Annotated in this window: 13 protein-coding genes; 9 read left to right on the forward strand and 4 right to left on the reverse strand. The window is 54.7% G+C overall.

Annotated elements, in window-relative coordinates:
• Positions 1-222 precede the first annotated feature (222 nt).
• The 5 genes from DQG23_RS16945 (at position 223) to DQG23_RS16965 (ending at position 4800) form a co-directional block, all read left to right on the forward strand.
• A complete protein-coding gene (locus tag DQG23_RS16945; protein WP_113032053.1) occupies positions 223-918 on the forward strand; it encodes a uracil-DNA glycosylase in 696 nt (231 codons plus the stop codon).
• A gap of 11 nt (positions 919-929) precedes the next feature.
• On the forward strand, positions 930-2102 hold the full coding sequence (locus tag DQG23_RS16950) for a M20 family metallopeptidase (RefSeq protein WP_113032054.1): 1173 nt from the start codon (positions 930-932) through the stop codon (positions 2100-2102).
• Between the two features lie 384 nt (positions 2103-2486).
• Positions 2487-3188, forward strand: a complete 702-nt coding sequence (locus DQG23_RS16955; protein WP_158560563.1) for a cyclase family protein — start codon at positions 2487-2489, stop codon at positions 3186-3188.
• Entirely contained in the window at positions 3178-4020 is an 843-nt protein-coding gene (locus DQG23_RS16960) for an AAC(3) family N-acetyltransferase (protein WP_113032055.1), read from the forward strand. Before DQG23_RS16955 ends, DQG23_RS16960 begins: the two co-directional genes overlap by 11 nt.
• 18 nt (positions 4021-4038) lie before the next feature.
• The gene (locus DQG23_RS16965; RefSeq protein WP_113032056.1) at positions 4039-4800 is read left to right on the forward strand and encodes a hypothetical protein; all 762 of its coding nucleotides are present in this window, start codon (positions 4039-4041) and stop codon (positions 4798-4800) included.
• 82 nt (positions 4801-4882) lie between these two features.
• On the opposite strand, the gene DQG23_RS16970 is transcribed toward DQG23_RS16965, so the two are convergent.
• Positions 4883-5662 carry a VOC family protein gene (locus DQG23_RS16970; protein ID WP_113032168.1) on the reverse strand — a complete coding sequence of 260 codons (780 nt, stop codon included), beginning with the start codon at positions 5660-5662 and terminating at the stop codon, positions 4883-4885.
• Between the two features lie 374 nt (positions 5663-6036).
• Here DQG23_RS16970 and lplT point away from each other — a divergent pair, with 374 nt between their 5' ends.
• The 4 genes from lplT to DQG23_RS16990 all read left to right on the forward strand — a co-directional run bounded on the left by lplT (position 6037) and on the right by DQG23_RS16990 (position 13143).
• A complete protein-coding gene (gene lplT, locus DQG23_RS16975) occupies positions 6037-7275 on the forward strand; it encodes a lysophospholipid transporter LplT (protein ID WP_158560564.1) in 1239 nt (412 codons plus the stop codon).
• Positions 7276-7440: 165 nt separating this feature from the next.
• Entirely contained in the window at positions 7441-9192 is a 1752-nt protein-coding gene (locus DQG23_RS16980; RefSeq protein WP_113032058.1) for an ABC transporter ATP-binding protein, read from the forward strand.
• Between the two features lie 20 nt (positions 9193-9212).
• Complete coding sequence (locus tag DQG23_RS16985) at positions 9213-11369, forward strand: ABC transporter ATP-binding protein (RefSeq protein ID WP_113032059.1); 2157 nt, start codon at positions 9213-9215, stop codon at positions 11367-11369.
• Positions 11370-11592: 223 nt separating this feature from the next.
• The gene (locus DQG23_RS16990) at positions 11593-13143 is read left to right on the forward strand and encodes an SMI1/KNR4 family protein (RefSeq protein WP_113032060.1); all 1551 of its coding nucleotides are present in this window, start codon (positions 11593-11595) and stop codon (positions 13141-13143) included.
• Between the two features lie 145 nt (positions 13144-13288).
• On the opposite strand, the gene DQG23_RS16995 is transcribed toward DQG23_RS16990, so the two are convergent.
• The 3 genes from DQG23_RS16995 to DQG23_RS17005 all read right to left on the reverse strand — a co-directional run bounded on the left by DQG23_RS16995 (position 13289) and on the right by DQG23_RS17005 (position 18202).
• The gene (locus DQG23_RS16995; protein ID WP_113032061.1) at positions 13289-15232 is read right to left on the reverse strand and encodes a hypothetical protein; all 1944 of its coding nucleotides are present in this window, start codon (positions 15230-15232) and stop codon (positions 13289-13291) included.
• 9 nt (positions 15233-15241) lie between these two features.
• Complete coding sequence (locus DQG23_RS17000) at positions 15242-16180, reverse strand: hypothetical protein (protein WP_113032062.1); 939 nt, start codon at positions 16178-16180, stop codon at positions 15242-15244.
• 438 nt (positions 16181-16618) lie between these two features.
• Positions 16619-18202, reverse strand: a complete 1584-nt coding sequence (locus tag DQG23_RS17005) for an AraC family transcriptional regulator (protein ID WP_113032063.1) — start codon at positions 18200-18202, stop codon at positions 16619-16621.
• Between the last annotated feature and the right edge of the window lie 75 nt (positions 18203-18277).

Raw genomic sequence — 18277 nt, forward strand, 5'->3', positions numbered from 1 at the left:
ATCATCCGGATAAATCGGGTTGCGTCTATGGATAAATTGTGAATATCTTGTGGATAAGCCGAGTGAAAACTTTCTTGAAAGCGCTGAGATCACCCGACGGTATGCGGTTTCATAAGTCGTCTGAATATTTCGAAATACTGTGGATAACGATTGCCTCTTTGACAGCTGCCATTTGGAAATGAGATGATAGATTTAAAGAAATGGATGCGGAGGAATCGAACGATGGCGATATTAAAAAACGATTGGGCGCCGCTGCTGGAGCAGGAATTCGAGCAGCCCTACTACTTGAAGCTGCGGCAGTTTCTTGTTGAGGAATACCGGACGCAGGTCATCTATCCGAATCAGCACGATATTTTTTCTGCGCTGCATTTGACGCCTTATGCCGGTGTGAAGGTCGTTATATTGGGACAAGATCCGTATCACGGGCCGGGACAAGCGCATGGACTCAGCTTTTCGGTCAAACCGGGAGTAGCGACGCCGCCTTCGCTGCAAAATATGTTCAAGGAGCTGCACACCGACCTCGGTTGTAAAATTCCCGACAACGGGTATTTGGTGAAATGGGCGGAGCAAGGGGTGCTGCTGCTAAACACCGTATTAACCGTACGCCAGCAATTGCCGAATTCGCACAAAGCAGCCGGCTGGGAAACGTTCACGACCCGCGTTATCGAAGCGTTGAGCTTGCGGAAGGAACCGGTCGTGTTTATGCTGTGGGGAAGCCATGCCCAAGCGAAGCTGCCGCTCATCGATACGAACAAACATTATGTGATCCGGTCGCCGCATCCGAGTCCGCTGTCGGCACATCGCGGGTTTTTCGGCAGCAAGCCGTTTTCGCAGGCAAACGCCTACTTGCGCAGCATCGGCGAGACGGAAATCGATTGGCAAATACCGGATTTATCCGAACAGCAGCAGATAGGATAAGGAGGGAGCTTATGAAAAAGACGATCGAGCAGGCGATCGATAGGAATGCGGAACGATTTAAGCAGATTTCCGCATATATCGGCGCGAATCCCGAGCTCGGCAACGAGGAGTTTCTTGCCGCTCGGAAGCTGACGGACGAGCTGGAGTTTCACGGATTTCAGGTGGAGCGGGGAACGATAGGCTTGGAAACTGCGTTTATTGCCTCCTACGATTCCGGGAAGCCGGGTCCGGTCGTCGCTTTCCTGAGCGAATATGACGCGCTGCCGGAGCTTGGCCATGCCTGCGGGCATCATCTAATTTGCATGATGAGCATCGGCGCGGCAGTCGGACTGAAGGCCGTCGTCGATGAAGCGGGCGGCAGCATCCGCGTATACGGAACGCCGGCGGAGGAAACGAAGGGCGCCAAGGTGCCGATGGCGGCGGAGGGGTTGTTCGATGACGTCGATTTTGCGCTAATGGCGCATCCCTTCTATGTTTATGAACGCTCGGGCTCGTCGCTGGCTATGGATGCGCTGCAGTTCGACTTTTTCGGACGAGCTGCGCATGCCGCGGCAAGCCCGCACGATGGAATCAATGCGCTGGACGCAGTGCTGCAGCTGTTCGGCGCGATCAATGCGCTGCGTCAGCAGCTGCACGACGATGTCCGCATTCACGGCATCGTAACCGAGGGCGGTAAAGCCGCGAACATTATACCGGATCATGCGACCGCTCAATTTTATGTGCGGGCGGCGACGAGACAGCGGACGGACGAAACCGTAAGAAAAGTGCTTAAGTGTGCGGAAGGGGCGGCGCTCCAAACGGGCTGCACGTGGAAAGTGTCCAATTACGAATATTCCTATGACGAGCTGATGACGAACGAGACGCTTTCGGCCGTCTACGAGCGCAATTTGCTTGCAATGGGCATCGCGCCGGATCAAATAGAATTCGGGAAGGATCACGGATCGCTTGACCTCGGAAACGTTTCCCGTCGCTGTCCGACGATTCACCCGTTCGTCAAGGTGGTCGACGAGCCTCACAACCTGCATACGCGGGAATTCCGCGATCTGGCTATGGAGGAGCGCGCGCTTGACGCGATGATTTTTACGGCAAAAACGCTCGCATTCACGGCCTATGACGTTATAGCCGAACCGGGCGTGCTTCAGGCGATTCGCGATGAGTTCGCGGCGAAGCGTCAAAATGGCTAAACATAATCACCCTGACACGGTTAAGTGCGGGGTGATTTTTTTGTGCAGCGGAACAAATGACCGGGATGGAAGGAGGCCTGAACGTCGTTGTCCGCGATCCGCTACGTTTCCGCGCGAAAGCCTAGTTAGCGGATTTTCTTGGTTTTGGGGGATCCGAAAGTGTAAATGTTCGCCTTAATAAAAACTGGCGCTTGCAAAGCGGCGAGGAACATGCCATTCTGGATAGTATATGAGACACGTTACATACAAGTTTTATTAATAGTATTTAATAGAGCGAGAGGCAGATTGTGCGAGTCCGCAAGTCGATTAACGTAACCGGGAAGTCATTGTCAGGGCTTTTGAACAATCGTTGCTAAAGGATATTGCCGAATGGGGGCTGCGAAAATGAACGTCATTGATTTGACCGGTGTCATCCGGGAGGGAATGTGGAATTACGAATGGCCGTTTCCGTCGTTCCGGATGAGGCCGCTTGATAAAGTGCCGTGGGTGAAGGGCGACGTCTATTGCGAGGTTTTCGAGGGGATGCATTCGCAGACGGGAACGTACCTGGAAACGCCGGCTCATTTTTTCGGCAACGACCGGAGCTATTCCGTAGCAGAAATTCCGGTAAGCAAGCTTGTCGATATGCCCTGCAAGGTGCTAATGCTTAACGAGAGCGAGTTTGCAAGTGCGGGGCCGAGAAAGCCGATCGACGCCGGGATGCTGGAACGCTGCCCGGGCAGCAAACTGCTTGCGGAAGGAGATGCGATTCTCGTAGGGACGGGCTGGGGGAAGCATTGGATGGACGCTTGTTATCTCGAGCAGTCTCCGTATTTTACGTACGATGCGATGGAATGGCTGATTGCCCGAAAGCCGTTTTTGCTCGGAAGCGATTTTCCGCGGTGGGACAACCTGCCGAAATCGGAAGGTTTTTTTGCCGATTTCTACGAAGCGGATATTTTAATGCTCGCGCCATGCGTGAATCTGGAGCAAGTCAAAAGGCCCGATGTGAGGCTTACGGCGCTTCCGCTGCACATCCCGGGTACGAGCGCGGTGCCGTGCAGGGCGGTCATCATGGAAGAGGAGGAAGGCTATTATGGTAACTAAGCAGGAAATGAAGATCAGCCTGGGGCTGATGGGCGTGGAGCGCGGAGATATCGTACTCGTGCACAGCTCGTTGACAAGCATCGGCTATGTCGAAGGCGGGGCGGGCGCCGTAATCGATGCGCTGCTCGAGACGGTCGGGGATGAGGGGACGATCGTCATGTCCACGCTGACAGGCTGGGCGGAGCCTTTCGACGCGGCCAAGACGGCTTCGGCGGTCGGGAAGATATCCGAAACGTTCCGGCTGCGCAGCGATGCGCACCGCAGTCTCCACCCCGTTCATTCCGTGGCGGCGGTAGGCAGGCAGGCGGAATATATTACGACGGGCCACGAGCTGTGCGAAACGGGCTGCGGGCCGGGAAGCCCCTATTATAAAATAAAGGATCTGGGCGGTAAAGTGATGCTGCTCGGCGTCGATATGGATCGCAATACGATCATGCATTCCCTTGAAGAGGAAATCGATGCCCGGTATTTGCATACGCTGGACATCCCGGCTCCGACCTATATGCCGGAAGGAACGGCAACGTTCACGCTGAAAAAGTTTCCGCCGGGGCATCGCGACTTTTTACGGCTTACCCCGTTTTTGCGAAAGCGGGACGCGTTGACGGAAGGGAAGATGGGGAACGCAGTAGTAAAGGTGATGGACGTTCGCCAAGTGTTCGAGATTGGGCTGGAACTGCTGCGGGACGATCCGCTCTTTTTCATATGCCATAACGAAGCTTGTCATTCCTGTCACTGGTCCCGGCTGCTGTACGAGGACGCCGAGGTCGATTTGTCCCGGTATGAAGGGAAGGGCTGCGTTGATGCGGCCTGCGAGATTTGCGCAGTTGAATAGCCCGAAGGAGGTACGGATATGTTTAATTTCAGCATGCTGGTGGACGACCGGATTGCCGTCGGCCTGGAACATAAAATAAACGTTTGCAGCGAGCTGCTGTTGTCCCATATGGAGATCGACGACAAGCTCGGCGGCAAAAGCCTGACCGTCATGAACGGCGAGGAGCTTGAAGCGGTTCGCAGCCTGCTCATTAGGAATCATAAGCGAATCGTGCTTATTAATGGCACCGAGCCTGTCACCGATTTCGATTATTATCGTAAATTGTTCGCCCGGGCGTTCTTGCTGCATGCGGATAACGTCAGGGTTAGGGCGGATGTCTTCGGGACGAGCCAAGAAGATATCGCCGCCGCTATCGGGAAGCTCTGTCCTGTCGCCAAAAGCTACGGCATCGGCCTGCTCATCGAGAATGATGCCTTATCTCCGCTAGCCGACGACCGCAGCATGACGGTACTGTTCAAGCAAATTCGCACGGAACAGACCGGCGTCATTTTCAATCCGCTGGAGCATGCGAAGAAACGGGTGCATCCGTTTTTTCACGTTTTCTATAACAGCAAGCTGAAAGGCGATATCCGATTCCTTCGCGTCAATGACGGGTTATTCGTTGACGGTACCGCTGCATTGCCCGGGGAAGGGAATGCGGAGCTCAAGGAGCTGGCTTCCATCTTGCTGTCGCGGTCTTATAAAGGATATTTTTCGTTTACGCCGTATTTGCCGAATACCGATATTGCCCGGTACGCCGATATGATGAATAGATTCAAAAGCATGCTGATGACGCTGTGAGACGGGTGTCTGCGGCAAAGGCCGATTTTCCGGAGCGGAGATTTCCGCTTTAGGGAATCGGCTTTTTTTGCGAGCCGCCCCGTTAGGGATGATTTTGCGAAACGGTTATGATGTTGCCGTCGCTGTCGCGGATATTAAAGAACGATACCGCCGGATAACGGACGATTCCGTAGACGATCTGGAAGCCGAGCTCTTGCGCGTGCCGGTAGGCGCCCTCCAGGTCGCTGGCGCTCACTTTGAATAAGACCGGGCCGGGAGCGGACTCGGGAACGGGAACATTCTCCATGCCGTTGGAATCGAGGATGAGGGTCGTGCCGTTTGCCAGATTGAACATATGCAAGTGGCCGAAGCGGTCCTGCTCGCGCACCTCGAGTCCCATGAATTTGGCGTACAGTTGCACCGATTCGTCCAGGTTCCGCACCCATAGAAATACGGAATCGATATGGCTTTGCACGAAGCAGTGCGACTTGCGGCCGTCAATGCCGCCGAAGGCTAGATTGTATCCGTCGGGGTCTTGAACGATAAACTCTTTCCAAGGGCCTCCATCCGGATAAATGACCGGTTCTCCCGAGATGACGGCGCCTTTGCTGCGGAACTCCTCGTACAGGCTGTCCAGTGCGGTCCAATTTTCTACATATGCGTAAACGTCGTAGGGGCGCGTGCCGCCTTTCTCAGGCGGATTGGGTCTTACATCGGACGGGTCCGATGCTTGCAGAAGCTTCAGGGCGATGCCTTGAAGCCCGTCCCGCTGCGCCCACCAGTCGGTAACGTCAAAGCCCAGCATCTCCCGGTAAAATTGCTGCGAGCGTTTAGCGTCGGAAACCATCAATGCCGTTAACGAACTGCCGATTTGATTGGCCATGCCGTTTCATCTCCTTTGAATGTGAAAAAGCGATCCGGGGGCCGCGGAAGCGGATCCGCCGGGGGGCTGCGTATAGCGCCGAAGCGGCTGTCCGGCCGGCTTGCCCTGGACAGTTGTTTAACGGCGGGTCGTCGTTGCGGCAATGCTTCATACTCGATCGAAACGTTTGGACTACATTCGAAAGAAATGGGAATGTATATTCCCCTTTTTATCCCATTTCCCTCTATTTGTCAATGAAGTTTTTGGAAAAAATATACCGGCTTTCGCTAGGCGGACGATTGCACCTTTTTCGGGAGAATGGTATCGTTAATAAGGTTGCGGAATCGAGGTTCAACCAGAAGAAAGGCGTTATCCGCCGTTCCGGGGAGGCAGTCATGTCAGCAAAACGCAAGGGGATGAGGCCGCTTAACGCGGTCGTTTGGACGCAGTTTTTGAGCTCGTTTGCGGATAATTTAAACTTTTTCATTATTGTCGGGATGGTCAACCGTCAGGGGTTCGCCAATCCGGACGCTTATGTCAGCTACATTCAAATCGCATTTTTGGCCGCTTATGTCATATTGGCGCCGGTCGTCGGAACATTTGCCGACAAGAGGGCGAAATCGCAAGTGCTGCTGGTCGGGAACCTGTTCAAAACGGCAGGCATTCTGCTGCTGTTTACCGGTCTTCATCCGGCAGTCTGTTATCTTGTGCTAGGAATCGGGGCGGTTATTTATTCGCCGGCGAAATACGGGATTTTGACGGAGCTGACAAACACCGAGGACGAGCTGCTTAGGGCGAACGCTAAGGTGGAGGGCACGACGATTCTCGCCATTCTGCTCGGTACGGTCGCGGGCGGGCTGCTCGCCAAGGAGTCCGATTTGCCGGGCTTGATCGCTTGCTTGGTCGTTTATTCCGCATCGATCGCAATGACGTTTTTCGTTCCGGCTCGCGGTGGCAACCGCGACGTGCGGTACGGGGCTTCCGCCGTAGCGTTCCTGCGCGACGTGAAGGTGTTGTTTGCGCATCCGGCTGCCCGGTTCTCGCTGATCGGCACAGGGGCGTTCTGGCTGACCGCTTCGGTGCTGCGCATTGCGCTGATCGCGTGGCTTCCGGAAAATCTCGGCATCACGGATACCGACCAGCAGTCGCTCATTATCGGCGTTTGCGCCATCGGCGTCGTGTTCAGCGCCTTCGTTACTCCGAAGCTTGTGCCTGCCGGGAAGCTGTACAGCTCGTACGTGTACGGCTTCATCATGGTGACGGCGGTCATGGTAGCGGCGTTCTCGCCGAACGTTTGGCTGACGGTCGTGCTTATGCTGATCATCGGGTTGTTCGGCGGCGTGTTCCTGATCCCGCTGAACACGATTCTCCAAGAGGTAGGCAAGGACCTCATCGGCCCGGGCAAAACGATCGCTATCCAAAACTTCGTCGAAAACGCGCTGAATGTCAGCGGTTTGACCGTATACCTGCTGCTCATATCGGCAGGGACGCCGATCAACTGGTCGGTCGTCGGCATGGGGACGCTGCTGCTGCTGTTCGTGCTTTACCTTGCGACGCAGGTCGGTCTCGTGAAGCGGGCCGGAACGGACGACAAAGCCCGCAAGGCCGCCGCGGAGCTGAAGAGCGGCGCATAATAAGCATAAGGGAAGGGACTATCCGGCAGCGGATGGTCCTTTTTGCTGTAAACAAATTCTGGATGCTATTCATGTTATTTATGCTATAATCGAACGTATGAGCGTATTTTTGAGGAGAGTGGCGCGAGACCGCCGCAAGGATAATCGACCGGGAGGGAATGCGGAATGTCTTTTATTACGAAGCTGCAGTGGTTTTTCAAGCAGCAGCTGATGCACTACGTTGCGGTCATCGTCCTGATGGTGATCATCAGCGTGACGAATAGCGTGCCGCCCAAAATAATCGGCGACCTGATCGATCAAATCAAAAAGGGGCTTCTCACCGAAGCGATTCTCGCGCAAACCGTCGGATTGCTGATTGGCCTGGCCTTGCTGCGATATGCAACCAGTTATTTTTCGATTACGACGCTGTTCGGCAATTCGAACTTGCTTGAGACGGTGCTGCGCGGAAAGCTGTTCGTCCATTTGACGCGGATGGCGCCGTCCTTCTACCACCGCAACCGGACGGGCGACCTGATGGCACTCGCGACGAACGATATCGTGGCGATCAGCCAAACCGCCGGATACGGCGTACTGACGCTTGCCAACACGTTGATCGGGACAACTGTGGTGCTCGTTTCCATGGTTGCGTTTACAAGCTGGAAGCTGATGCTTGCCGCTCTGCTGCCGCTTCCTTTCCTGGCTTATGCGATCAATAAGCTCGGCAAAGTGATGCGCACGCGGTTTTTGGGGGCCCAGGCGGCATTCGGCCAAATGAACGATCAAGCGCTCGAGTCGATTTCGGGTATGCGGGTCATTCGGTCCTATGTGCAGGAATCCAGCGATGCCGCCGCTTTTGACCGGGTTACCCGCGAGGTCATGCAGCGCAACAAGAAAGTTGCCGTCACGAATGCGCTGTTCCAGCCTGTCGTATCCACGATCGTCGGCATGAGCTATGCGATTTCTTTCGGCTACGGAGCCTATTTGGTGTTTCACGGCGATATGACGCTGGGACAACTCGTTTCTTTCACCGTTTACTTGGGTTTGCTTATTTGGCCGATGATCGCCTTCGGCGAATTTATTAATGTGCTGCAGCGGGGAAGCGCTTCGGTCGACCGCCTGGAAAACGCCCTTGCGCAAACGGCCGACGTTGCGGCTCCGGAGCGCCCGGCCGATGTGCCGGTGCCTACGCTGATCGAGCTGAAATCGCTCACCTTCCGCTACCCCGGGGCACCGTCGGATAGCCTCTCAGCTATATCTCTGACCGTGGAACGCGGCCAGACGATCGGCATCGTCGGGCGTACCGGCAGCGGCAAATCGACGCTGCTGAAGCAGCTTCTGCGCCAATATCCGATCGAGCCGGACCGGCTGTTCGTTGCGGGTGTTCCCATCGAACGGATAACTCCGGAGCAGGTGAGGTCGTGGAGCGGGTATGTGCCGCAGGAGCATCTGCTTCTGTCCCGTTCCATTCGTGACAATATTAAGCTCGGGAAGCCCGAAGCCGCGGAAGAAGAACTGCAGCGCGCGACGGAGATGGCATCGTTCGCGCAGGACGTCGGGCAGATGGCGGAAGGCCTCGCCACGGTCGTCGGCGAGCACGGCGTTATGCTCTCCGGGGGGCAGAAGCAGCGGCTGTCGATCGCCCGCGCGCTGCTCGCCGATCCGGAAATGCTTATTTTGGACGATGCGTTATCCGCTGTAGACGCCCGTACGGAAAGCGCGATTCTGCACAATATCCGCAGGGAACGGGCCGGAAGAACGACCTGGATTGCAACGCACCGGCTTTCCGCGGTCAGCCATGCGGACTGGATCGTCGTGCTCGACCGGGGCCGTATCGTAGAGGAAGGAACGCACGAGCAATTGATGATGCTCGGCGGCTGGTACAAGACGCAGTATGAGCGTCAGCAGATGGAAGCAAATTTGCTGCAGGACGGCGTTTGAACATAGGAGGTGCGGGGACGATGAAGGAAACTGCGGGCGAAACGGGAAAGAACGGCCCGGCAAGCAAAAAACGGCTGCTCACGCGCCTGTTCGATTACGTGCTGCTGTACAAGCTGCGCATTACCGTCGCGATGCTGGTGCTTCTGGCTGCGACCGGCGCTCAGCTTGCCGGCCCGTACATATCGAAAATCATAATCGATCAGCATATATCGGGCATTCAGAAGCCGTGGTACGAAGCTCAGCCCTCTGAGCCGCCGCAAGGAGCCGCGGAGACGGATATACGGACGGTGTCTTTCAAAGAACGGCAGTACGTAAGGGAAGATTGGCTGCGGGGGCCGGCGCCGGACGCTTGGAAGCCGGCTGCGATATCGCAGATCGGCCTGGATTTTTATTTGGTTCATGACAGGGTGCCGGCGGAAGCCGCTTGGAATCTCTCCGCAGACGGGCAAGTCGTCATTACGGCGAACGGCGGGACGAAGACGTATCCGGCGGAGAAGCTGGAGATAACGGATGTCGTCGCTTTTTATAAGCATGACCTGAAACCGGTACTTGAGCTGACGGGCCTGTTCGTGATCATGCTGCTCCTGTCGGGCGGGCTGACGTTTCTCCAGTCGTATATGCTGCAAACGACCGCGCTGCAAATTATTCAGAAAATGCGGATGGATGTCATGAATCATATTCAGCGGATGCCGATCCGTTATTTCGACAGCACGCCGATCGGTCAGATCGTGTCCCGGATCGCTAACGATACCGAGGCTATCAAGGAGCTGTTCATGAGCTTTATGGCGACGTTCGTCGTCAGCGGGGTAACGCTGCTCGGCATATTGGTGGCGCTGTTCCTGCTGGACGTCAGGCTGGCTTTCGTCGCGCTTGCGATGCTGCCGATTTTTGCCGTCGTCATGATGATCCATTTGAAGTATTCCAAGGTTTACGTCACGAACATGCGCGCCAGACTTGCGGACATGAACGCCAAGCTGAACGAAGCGATCAACGTCATGCCGATCATTCAGGCGTTTCGCCGGGAGGATGCGGCAGCCAAGGAATTCGACGGGCTTAACCAGGACCGGTACATCAATCAGAAAAAACAAATCAGGGTATTCGCTTTGTCGACGCGAAATATTGTCATGCTGGTAGGCGGTTTGGCTACGGCGGCGGTCGTTTGGTATTTTGGCGGACAGTCGCTTCACGCATCCGTATCCTTCGGGGTGTTGTATGCATTTATCGATTATTTGGGCCGCTTTACGCAGCCGATCATCGGGATTTTCGACCAGATGATGAATGCGCAGCGGGCATTCGTATCGGCGGAGCGCGTGTTCAATCTGCTGGACGAACCGGTCGATCGCGAGGCGGAGGCATCGGCATCGGTGAAGGCAGCCCGTCCGGAAGGGCGCGTCACGTTCGATAACGTTACGTTCGCGTATAAGGAGGGCCAGCCGGTACTGCGCGGCATTTCGTTCGAGGCTAAGCAAGGCGAAACCGTAGCGCTTGTCGGGCATACCGGATCGGGCAAAAGCTCGATCATGAATTTGCTGCTTGGCTTCTATGAGCCGGGAGAAGGGGCCATCCGAATTGACGGCAGAGATATTCGGGAGTTCTCCAAGCAGGAGCTGCGCAAATGGATGGGCATCGTCCTGCAGGACCCGTTCTTGTTCGCCGGCGACATCAAATTCAACGTCAGCTTGTATAACCCTTCCATCGATTTGGAAAAGGTGAAAAAAGCGCTTCGCGACGTCGGCGCCGATTCGTTCGTCGAGCAGCTGCCGAACGGCTATGACGAGCCGGTCGTCGAAAGGGGCAGCACGCTGTCGGCCGGACAGCGGCAGCTCATCTCGTTCGCGCGGGCGCTGGCGTTCGATCCCGCGATTCTTATCCTCGACGAGGCGACGGCCAGCATCGACAGCGAGACGGAAGGGCTCATTCAACGCGCGCTCGCGGTGCTGAGCGAAGGCCGCACGACGTTCGTCATCGCCCACCGGCTGTCGACGATCCGCGAGGCGGACCGCATTCTCGTCCTGCACCGGGGCGAAATCGTCGAGCGCGGCACCCACGACGAGCTGATGCAGCTCGGCGGAAGGTATTACAAGATGTACCAGCTCCAAACCGGTGAAACGGGCGCTACGGGCGCTACGGGTACTGCAGGAACTGCGGGCGTCGCGGAGGCGAATAAGAGACGTTAGAGGCTCCAATTTGCTCAACACCGGCAGAACTGCTGCGAATAGAAGACGCTGGCGGCTCTTAAGTCGACCGAAACCGGCGATACGCGGCCGAAAGAGAGATGGCATCGAGACGGCGAAGGAGAACGGATTGACCCCGTTCCATTACCTCAAGTAACCATTCGAGCAACTACCGCAGCTTGCAGATCAACAACCTATGCAGAGCTGCAAGGAGGAAATATAGTAGATGAAACATTTGGTTCAAGAAATAATAGAGCTGCTTCGGACGGATCTTCCCGGGTTAGCCGAATCGTTAAATGCGCCTGCAACCGAAGAAGAGCTTCGCCAAACGGAAGAGGAACTCGGGATCTCCCTGCCGTCGGAGCTGCGGGAGCTCTACCTGATTCATAATGGAGAAAAGGACGGGGGGCCGGGGTTGTTTTTAGGATTGCCGTTCCTTTCGCTTGGTGAGATGTTATCGGAGTGGAAGGTCTGGACAGAACTGGAGGAGGGCTACGCCCTGGAAGGAGAGCATTATTCCGTACCCTCCGGCTGGATTAGAGAGCGGTACATTAACCGGTATTGGCTGCCGATCAGCAAAGATTGGGGCGGCAACAACATTGGCGTCGACCTGGATCCTGACAAGAACGGCATACGAGGACAAGTGATCAATTTCGGCCGCGACGAAGAGATCAAGTATGTGATCGCCCGGCAAGTCGCTCATTTCCTGCAATTTATCCGGGATACGGCTAAAGAAGGCAACTACACCGTTATTCAAGATGAGGATCATCACTCTTGGAGCTATGGCCGCGAGGGGGCCGTTCATTTTCTCGACGCAATTCGTAAATTGGAGCTCCCCGTATTGCAGCCGGCTCGACAACAGTCAGGCGCGACGGATGTGAAGAGTTGGTTTGAAAGTCTGGATAAAGGTTGGCAAGAGCGGATCCAATCGGTCGGCACATCGGAACAATTTCTTTTGGCGAAACAACTTCGTTTTATTCGTGAGGGGCTAACGGATATTACCCCGCTGGGACGTTGTGAGGACGTTCGAGAACTAGTTCTGAGCGTGAACGATATTCACTCCATTGAAGCTTTGAGCGGCTGCAAGCAATTGAAGAAGCTGTATCTGGTGAAAAATCCGGTTATGGACCTTCGTCCGCTGCAAAAGTTGGAGCATTTGCAGGAGCTAATCATATCGGGTACGGCTGTTACCGATTTATCCCCTCTTAGCTTGCTTCCAAAATTAAAGGAGTTGGATGCTCAACAAACACAAATTCGCGATTTCTCTCCTTTGAAACCGATCAAGAGCTTGCGTACCCTGAAAATCACCTGGCCGGATGCGGAGCAGCTAAGCGGTTTGTCGGAGCTCAGTCAGCTTCGGGAACTTGCGATCTCCGGCTTAGGGACTGTCGCAGTGAGCGATTTGGATGCAATCGGACAACTTGTGAATTTGCAAAAGCTTGAGCTGGAAGGCGTTTCTTTGACGAATCTGGAGTTCGTACAAGGATGCCATAAGCTGCAAGAGCTGGTTTTAAAGGACTCTGCGGTTCTGGATATGTCAACTGTGGCTAAGCTTGAGAACCTCCACACCTTAACAATGAGTGAATGTCCCGATGTCGGGAAACTGGAGGAGGTAGCCCGTTCGGCCTCGTTGAAAAAAATAATGGCATCGTACCAACAATTTTCCCTGTTAAAAGAATGTTTTGACCGTATCATCGATTTCTCAACGATGAACGGATGTATGACGGAAGAGGAAAGTGAAATTTGGCATGAATACATGGACCGTGCCCGCAGGTAGATCGGTTACAAGGCTGCCATGCCGCTTCCACTGAGGCGTCAATGACGTCGACAGCCGTTTTTTACTAAAATGCACGATCGCCGGCTGAATTTTCATCATAGCCTGCGGCCCCGCGGGTTATGAGCGTTTCCTGTTAACGAAGCCGTCAAGAACGGACCGGCGAATGGGCCGGTGATCGGGCCGGAGTACCGCTCGGGGACGGCTGAGGCGACCTTTTGGGCGTCTCAGTCGCTTTAGCAGCTCCGTCGGTCTTGGCGCTTCCGTCCCCTTTGGTGGTTCCATCGGCCTTGGTGGCACCGTCGGCTTTGGCCCCTCCTTGGGTTTCGCGTGTTCCCGCGGCTTCGCGGCTTTCCAGCCCGCTGACCTGGAAGCTTGGGAGCTGCAAGGTTTGGCCGTCCATTTGCATGGATTCGTAGCCGGTCCAAGTACCGGTGATTTGCGCTGCTCCGACTGCAAACGGGAAGCTTCCTTTCAGCATCATGTAGCTGTCCTTGAACTCGGCGATGGCTGTTTGTCCGTTAACGGATACGATTTTGCCGGTAAATCGGACCTTCTTCTTCGGATAGTTCAGCAAGTCATCCAAGACAATGTCCACATAATCCGACTTTGGACGGCTGTAAGTGTATTTGCCGTTTACGATCTCGTAATACGCCTGCTCTCCGTCCGCTTTGTCCGCCGGAGACTGAACGAGCATAAGCCCCGGACGCTCCATAGCGAAGCCGTTCGCCTCGAAATCGAATAACGGCTGCAGCGCGCCGTCGCGGAATTCGTAGCCGATGTAGCGGCTTTCTCGGGTGCCGGAAGCCGTTTGGGCTACAAGGACGTACTTTCCGTTCACGCTTATACCATCGTAGCTCTTAAGGCTTTTCACCTTGTCGCTTCTATCCAGTCCGGCTTCCGCCGTCTGCAGCGTGCCGTTCGGCAGCATCGCTCCGAAAATAAGCGTATTTCCGTCGGCAACGGCGGCTGCGATAGCAGTCAATCCGGCTTTCTGGGCATCCGTATACAGCATGTCGACTTTACGCCCCGGGAACTTCGCTTCCAGAATATGATTCGGCTGCGCGATCGCCCATTTCCGCTCGGCCTCCGCCTTTTCCTTGGACGTATCCCGGTAATCGTTCAATTTTTCATACATGGCGACGGCATCGCTGAATTTATTGGCTTTGACCGATTGCTCGGCGGATTTAAACCAGCCGTCGATCGTTTTCTTGATATACGACTGCGCTTTGCCGGATGCCGGAATGACATCCTTCATAGCCTGCACCGTTTTGGCCAAGCCGATAAAGTTCTGGATTTCGCCGGCCTGGCCGGGCTTCTGCAAAGCCTGCAAGGCGTGGGCGTCCAGCCATGAGGTCAGCCAAGACGCCTGCCATTTGTATTTTTTATATAACTGCAGCTTGGCATTAACGGCTTCGCCGAGCTCCTGAATGCCGGATTTTTTGGCTTGCGCTTGAAGGGCGGCGGTATCGTAATTTTGCAGCAGCTCGTTAATCGCCTTCTGCTTCGCGCCGGATTTGCCGAAGAACGAGTCGGGAATAAGCAGCAGGCTTTCTACAACTTGGTCCTGCCCGAAGTTATTTTTGTTTATGTCGTTCGTCATTTGCGCCATTAAACGTTCCTTGACTTGGTCGATCGCTGACTTAAGCTCGATCTCGGTGTTAAGGCGCCCGGTCAGCTCCTGGAAAACGGCGAGCTTCTCAGGCTCTTTGCCCACCTCCGCAGCGAGCTTGGCATACTCGTTATACGTCTCGACAAGAGCGGCGCTGTTATCGTTTCCGGCCGCTTCCTCAGCCCGGCGATGAAGCGAAGCCAGCCGGCTTTTCATCTCCGTAACCGGCTGAAGCGCGGCGAGCGATTGCCTGATCAGGTCCTTTTTGTATTCGATCGCCCACATGCCGTCCAACTTCGTAAAAAGCTCCTCGGCCCGAATCCATTCATTCTGCTTGTACAGCTCGTCCGCTTCGTTCACCAGGTCCATTTTGCGATCCGTCAAATAAAGTTTATAGCAAGCCGCCGCAGCGCATATCAGGAGAATCGCAATCGCGATGTTGCGGATCCTGAGCGATGTTCGATTGGAAGTAAAATGCATGGCGTACTCCTAGATGACCCCTTTGAATTCCGGGTCGAAGTCGTATTTTTTCTTGACAACGTCTTTCGTGCGGGCGTACAGCTCTTGCCATTCACCGGATTCCCGCGAAGCGAGCAGCTTGCATAAACGAAGCAGGCGTTCCCTAGGAAGAGCGTCCAGGTGGGGCAAAATCAGCTCCATGTAGCGGTCGACATACTGCTTCAACCGCAGAGCCGCACCGGCCGCATTCACGAGCAGATCCGTTCCGTCTTCCATTTGCGCGATGGCGTGCCTGTACCGGATGATATAGTCGAACGTTTTGCTTTTCATCAGCTGCCTGTTCACTTTGGACACCTCGAGAAGGTAATAGACGAAATCCTTGTCGAAATCGGACGGGATCAGCGATTCCAACTCAAGATTCATGTCGCGGCGCAGCACGAAGCGGTTCAGGATTACGATTTTGACCTTCTTGATATTATCGTTATGAAGGAAAACGCTGATCTCCCGGAGCTTCTCGTAAGCGGGCTTGAATTTCTCCTCGTTGGCGTCGGCGATGGCGCTTAGAATGTCTTTTTCCAAACCCTCGAGAATCTTCTTGTGCTCATGAAGAACAAGCTTCTCCAGCTGGATCGACTGTCTGCGGGGAAGCGCTTTGCGATAGAGCAGCCAGAGAAACAAGGGCAGGGCCAATGTAACGCCCGCCGCGGCAAGCAGCTGCGGAATCGTAGAAGCCATGACGACGGCAATGCAGCCGAGCGCGAGCGCAAGCGCCGATTCCGTATAGAATTTGCGCCGGCACAGCGTATCGGAATAATCGCGGAAGGAGACAAAGGGACTTTGGCTCCCGCATGCTTGGCAGTGCGTATTGTCCAGCACCGTGTAGATTTCGCATTTCCGGCAAAGCTTCAGGCGATCGAAGGTGTATTTAGTAAGGGCCGGTTTGCTAAATTGAACGGCTAGCTTTTTCATCTCGATCACTCTCACCGTTTAATAGTTTCAGCAGAAGCGCGTCTGTTTGATCTTGAGCAGGGCTGCGCTTACGCAGTATGAAAAGCGTTTGAAAGACCGCGTAACACGCGATGGCTAGGAGACAAATGCCGTAAACAACGGTTTGCATCAAGGATAATGTCAAATGAATGCTCCTTCCGTTTTAGAGATTGTTCCGAAAAGCCGCCTTATGATCACGATCGTTTTCCTGGAGGTCGGAACACTCCCTAATTCCTGTAATTCACCGTCTTCGGTAGAAATCCTTTAAAGCCTTCCGTTTACTATTATACGCAAACAACCCCTGCTCCGGAAATTCAACTCGGTTCAGGGACTGTCAGAGCTTGATTTGCTGATCGATACCGCTTGATGTTTCGGTAATTCCGACTTCGACGGTAACGCGTTCGTCCACAACGAAGCCGGTTATCCTTGTGATACTTCCCCTTCCAGCAGTTCATCCATAATCTGAAACTGCCCGATCGGCGACCAGCTTTTGCCTATCCAGTTCGATACCAAACGAATGTGCTGGTTCGAAGCAGCCTGTATCCCGTCCCGGCATGCGTTCTGCTGCATCCGGGTCAGGAACTCCGCCGTGCCGTCAAGCTCCTCGAGCTTGCAAATGTACAAATAGTCCGTATCGAACGGCGGCACCTGGTGCACATCGAACTCCCGGTATTGAATGTCCGGCGGCACACTGCCGCCCGGCTTCAGGCCGAGCTCCGCATACAGCAATGTATTCATCGGATGGTTGGCGAGCCCCTGCATCCTGACTTTTTGGCTGTACAGGCGCATGAAGGAGAACGTTTCGCCGGGGTGGATGGAGCTTAATCGTTTTCGGGCGTCTTGTATTTTTTGTTCGACCTTGCGAAGATTTTGCTCCGCTTCACTTTCTCTGCCTACTAGCTCGGCGATTTTTCGGTGATTTTGCCGCCAGTTCGCGGTAAATTCCAATACGACGGTCGGCGCGATCCGCTTCAGCTGCTCGTAGAACTGACGATGCCGGCAGTCTGCGATGATGAGATCCGGGCATGCTTGACGGAGAAGCTGCAGTTGCTGTCCGACCTCAATGTCGTACTCCTCCGGGCTTAGCTCCACATAGAGGCCTTTGTTCAGCTCGGCCAGCGGCTCGATGCCAAGAGAACGAAGATTGTCCTCATAACGAAAGGAGCAAGCAACGGCTACGCGAAGCTGTCTTCTTTGGACGTAAACGGCGGGGGAGATTCCTATCGCTCGCTTGAACATCCTGCTGAAATAGAACGGATTGCCGATGCCGACGGATTCGGCCGCCTCTTTAACGGAGTAGTTTTGTTCCAGCATCTGCTTGGAGCTGTCGATCCGAATCTGATTCAAGTATTCCATCGGCGATACTCCTTTGGCTTTCTTGAAGCTTCTGGAGTATGAGGTTTGTGTCAGCCCCGCTATATCGGACAACGTATCCAGCTTTACCTTTTCATGAAAATGCTTATACATATATGCGACAGTTTGGTCGATACCTCCATGTTCCGCCGCCGGCTCGTCCTGCTCGGATACATCATCGGCTATGGCCTGCAGAAGCGACTGGAACTCAAGCTGCAGCCTCTGTGCCTGATCGGGGTGCGAACGCCTGTTGCGATACATCCGCTCAATCCGGTTGAGGATCGGCTTGACCGATCGAATCTGCAGCCTGCCAGGCGGAAGCGGCATACGGGCCTCATCGCCCGGCGAGCAGGTCCAATTCCCCAGACGTTTTCCGACAGTTACACTGCTGAACATGAGCACATAATATTCGATGCAGCTCGATTCGAGGATGATATCTACGTTCATCGACGGCTGCAGAAAATAAATTTGGTTCGGCTGTAGGGGGATTGCACGATGATCGAGATGCAGCAAACCTTTTCCCTGGATGATCACGCACAGCATATTGCTTGGAATCGGTTGACGGGACAATACATGCTTGGAGCGGAAGCGGCGTTTATGGAGAGAGGAAAGCAGCATAAGAGGATATTGGGGAACAGTGCAGGACAGCATATGTCTTCACCTTCCTGGCCACAGCGTCGGGAAGAAACGGGACGTCCGCCGGAGCGGCGCCCGTATTTCCCATGA

Source organism: Paenibacillus contaminans (genome assembly GCF_003285015.1).
Taxonomy (GTDB): Bacteria; Bacillota; Bacilli; order Paenibacillales; family NBRC-103111; genus Paenibacillus_V; species Paenibacillus_V contaminans.

Coding starts and splice junctions, on each gene's coding strand:
- DQG23_RS16960 (WP_113032055.1), top strand. CDS start 3,178: ATGGTAACTAAGCAGGAAATGAAGATCAGCCTGGGGCTGATGGGCGTG.
- DQG23_RS17005 (WP_113032063.1), bottom strand. CDS start 18,202: ATGCTGTCCTGCACTGTTCCCCAATATCCTCTTATGCTGCTTTCCTCT.
- DQG23_RS16995 (WP_113032061.1), bottom strand. CDS start 15,232: ATGCATTTTACTTCCAATCGAACATCGCTCAGGATCCGCAACATCGCG.
- lplT (WP_158560564.1), top strand. CDS start 6,037: ATGTCAGCAAAACGCAAGGGGATGAGGCCGCTTAACGCGGTCGTTTGG.
- DQG23_RS16990 (WP_113032060.1), top strand. CDS start 11,593: ATGAAACATTTGGTTCAAGAAATAATAGAGCTGCTTCGGACGGATCTT.
- DQG23_RS16955 (WP_158560563.1), top strand. CDS start 2,487: ATGAACGTCATTGATTTGACCGGTGTCATCCGGGAGGGAATGTGGAAT.
- DQG23_RS16950 (WP_113032054.1), top strand. CDS start 930: ATGAAAAAGACGATCGAGCAGGCGATCGATAGGAATGCGGAACGATTT.
- DQG23_RS17000 (WP_113032062.1), bottom strand. CDS start 16,180: ATGAAAAAGCTAGCCGTTCAATTTAGCAAACCGGCCCTTACTAAATAC.
- DQG23_RS16945 (WP_113032053.1), top strand. CDS start 223: ATGGCGATATTAAAAAACGATTGGGCGCCGCTGCTGGAGCAGGAATTC.
- DQG23_RS16965 (WP_113032056.1), top strand. CDS start 4,039: ATGTTTAATTTCAGCATGCTGGTGGACGACCGGATTGCCGTCGGCCTG.
- DQG23_RS16985 (WP_113032059.1), top strand. CDS start 9,213: ATGAAGGAAACTGCGGGCGAAACGGGAAAGAACGGCCCGGCAAGCAAA.
- DQG23_RS16970 (WP_113032168.1), bottom strand. CDS start 5,662: ATGGCCAATCAAATCGGCAGTTCGTTAACGGCATTGATGGTTTCCGAC.
- DQG23_RS16980 (WP_113032058.1), top strand. CDS start 7,441: ATGTCTTTTATTACGAAGCTGCAGTGGTTTTTCAAGCAGCAGCTGATG.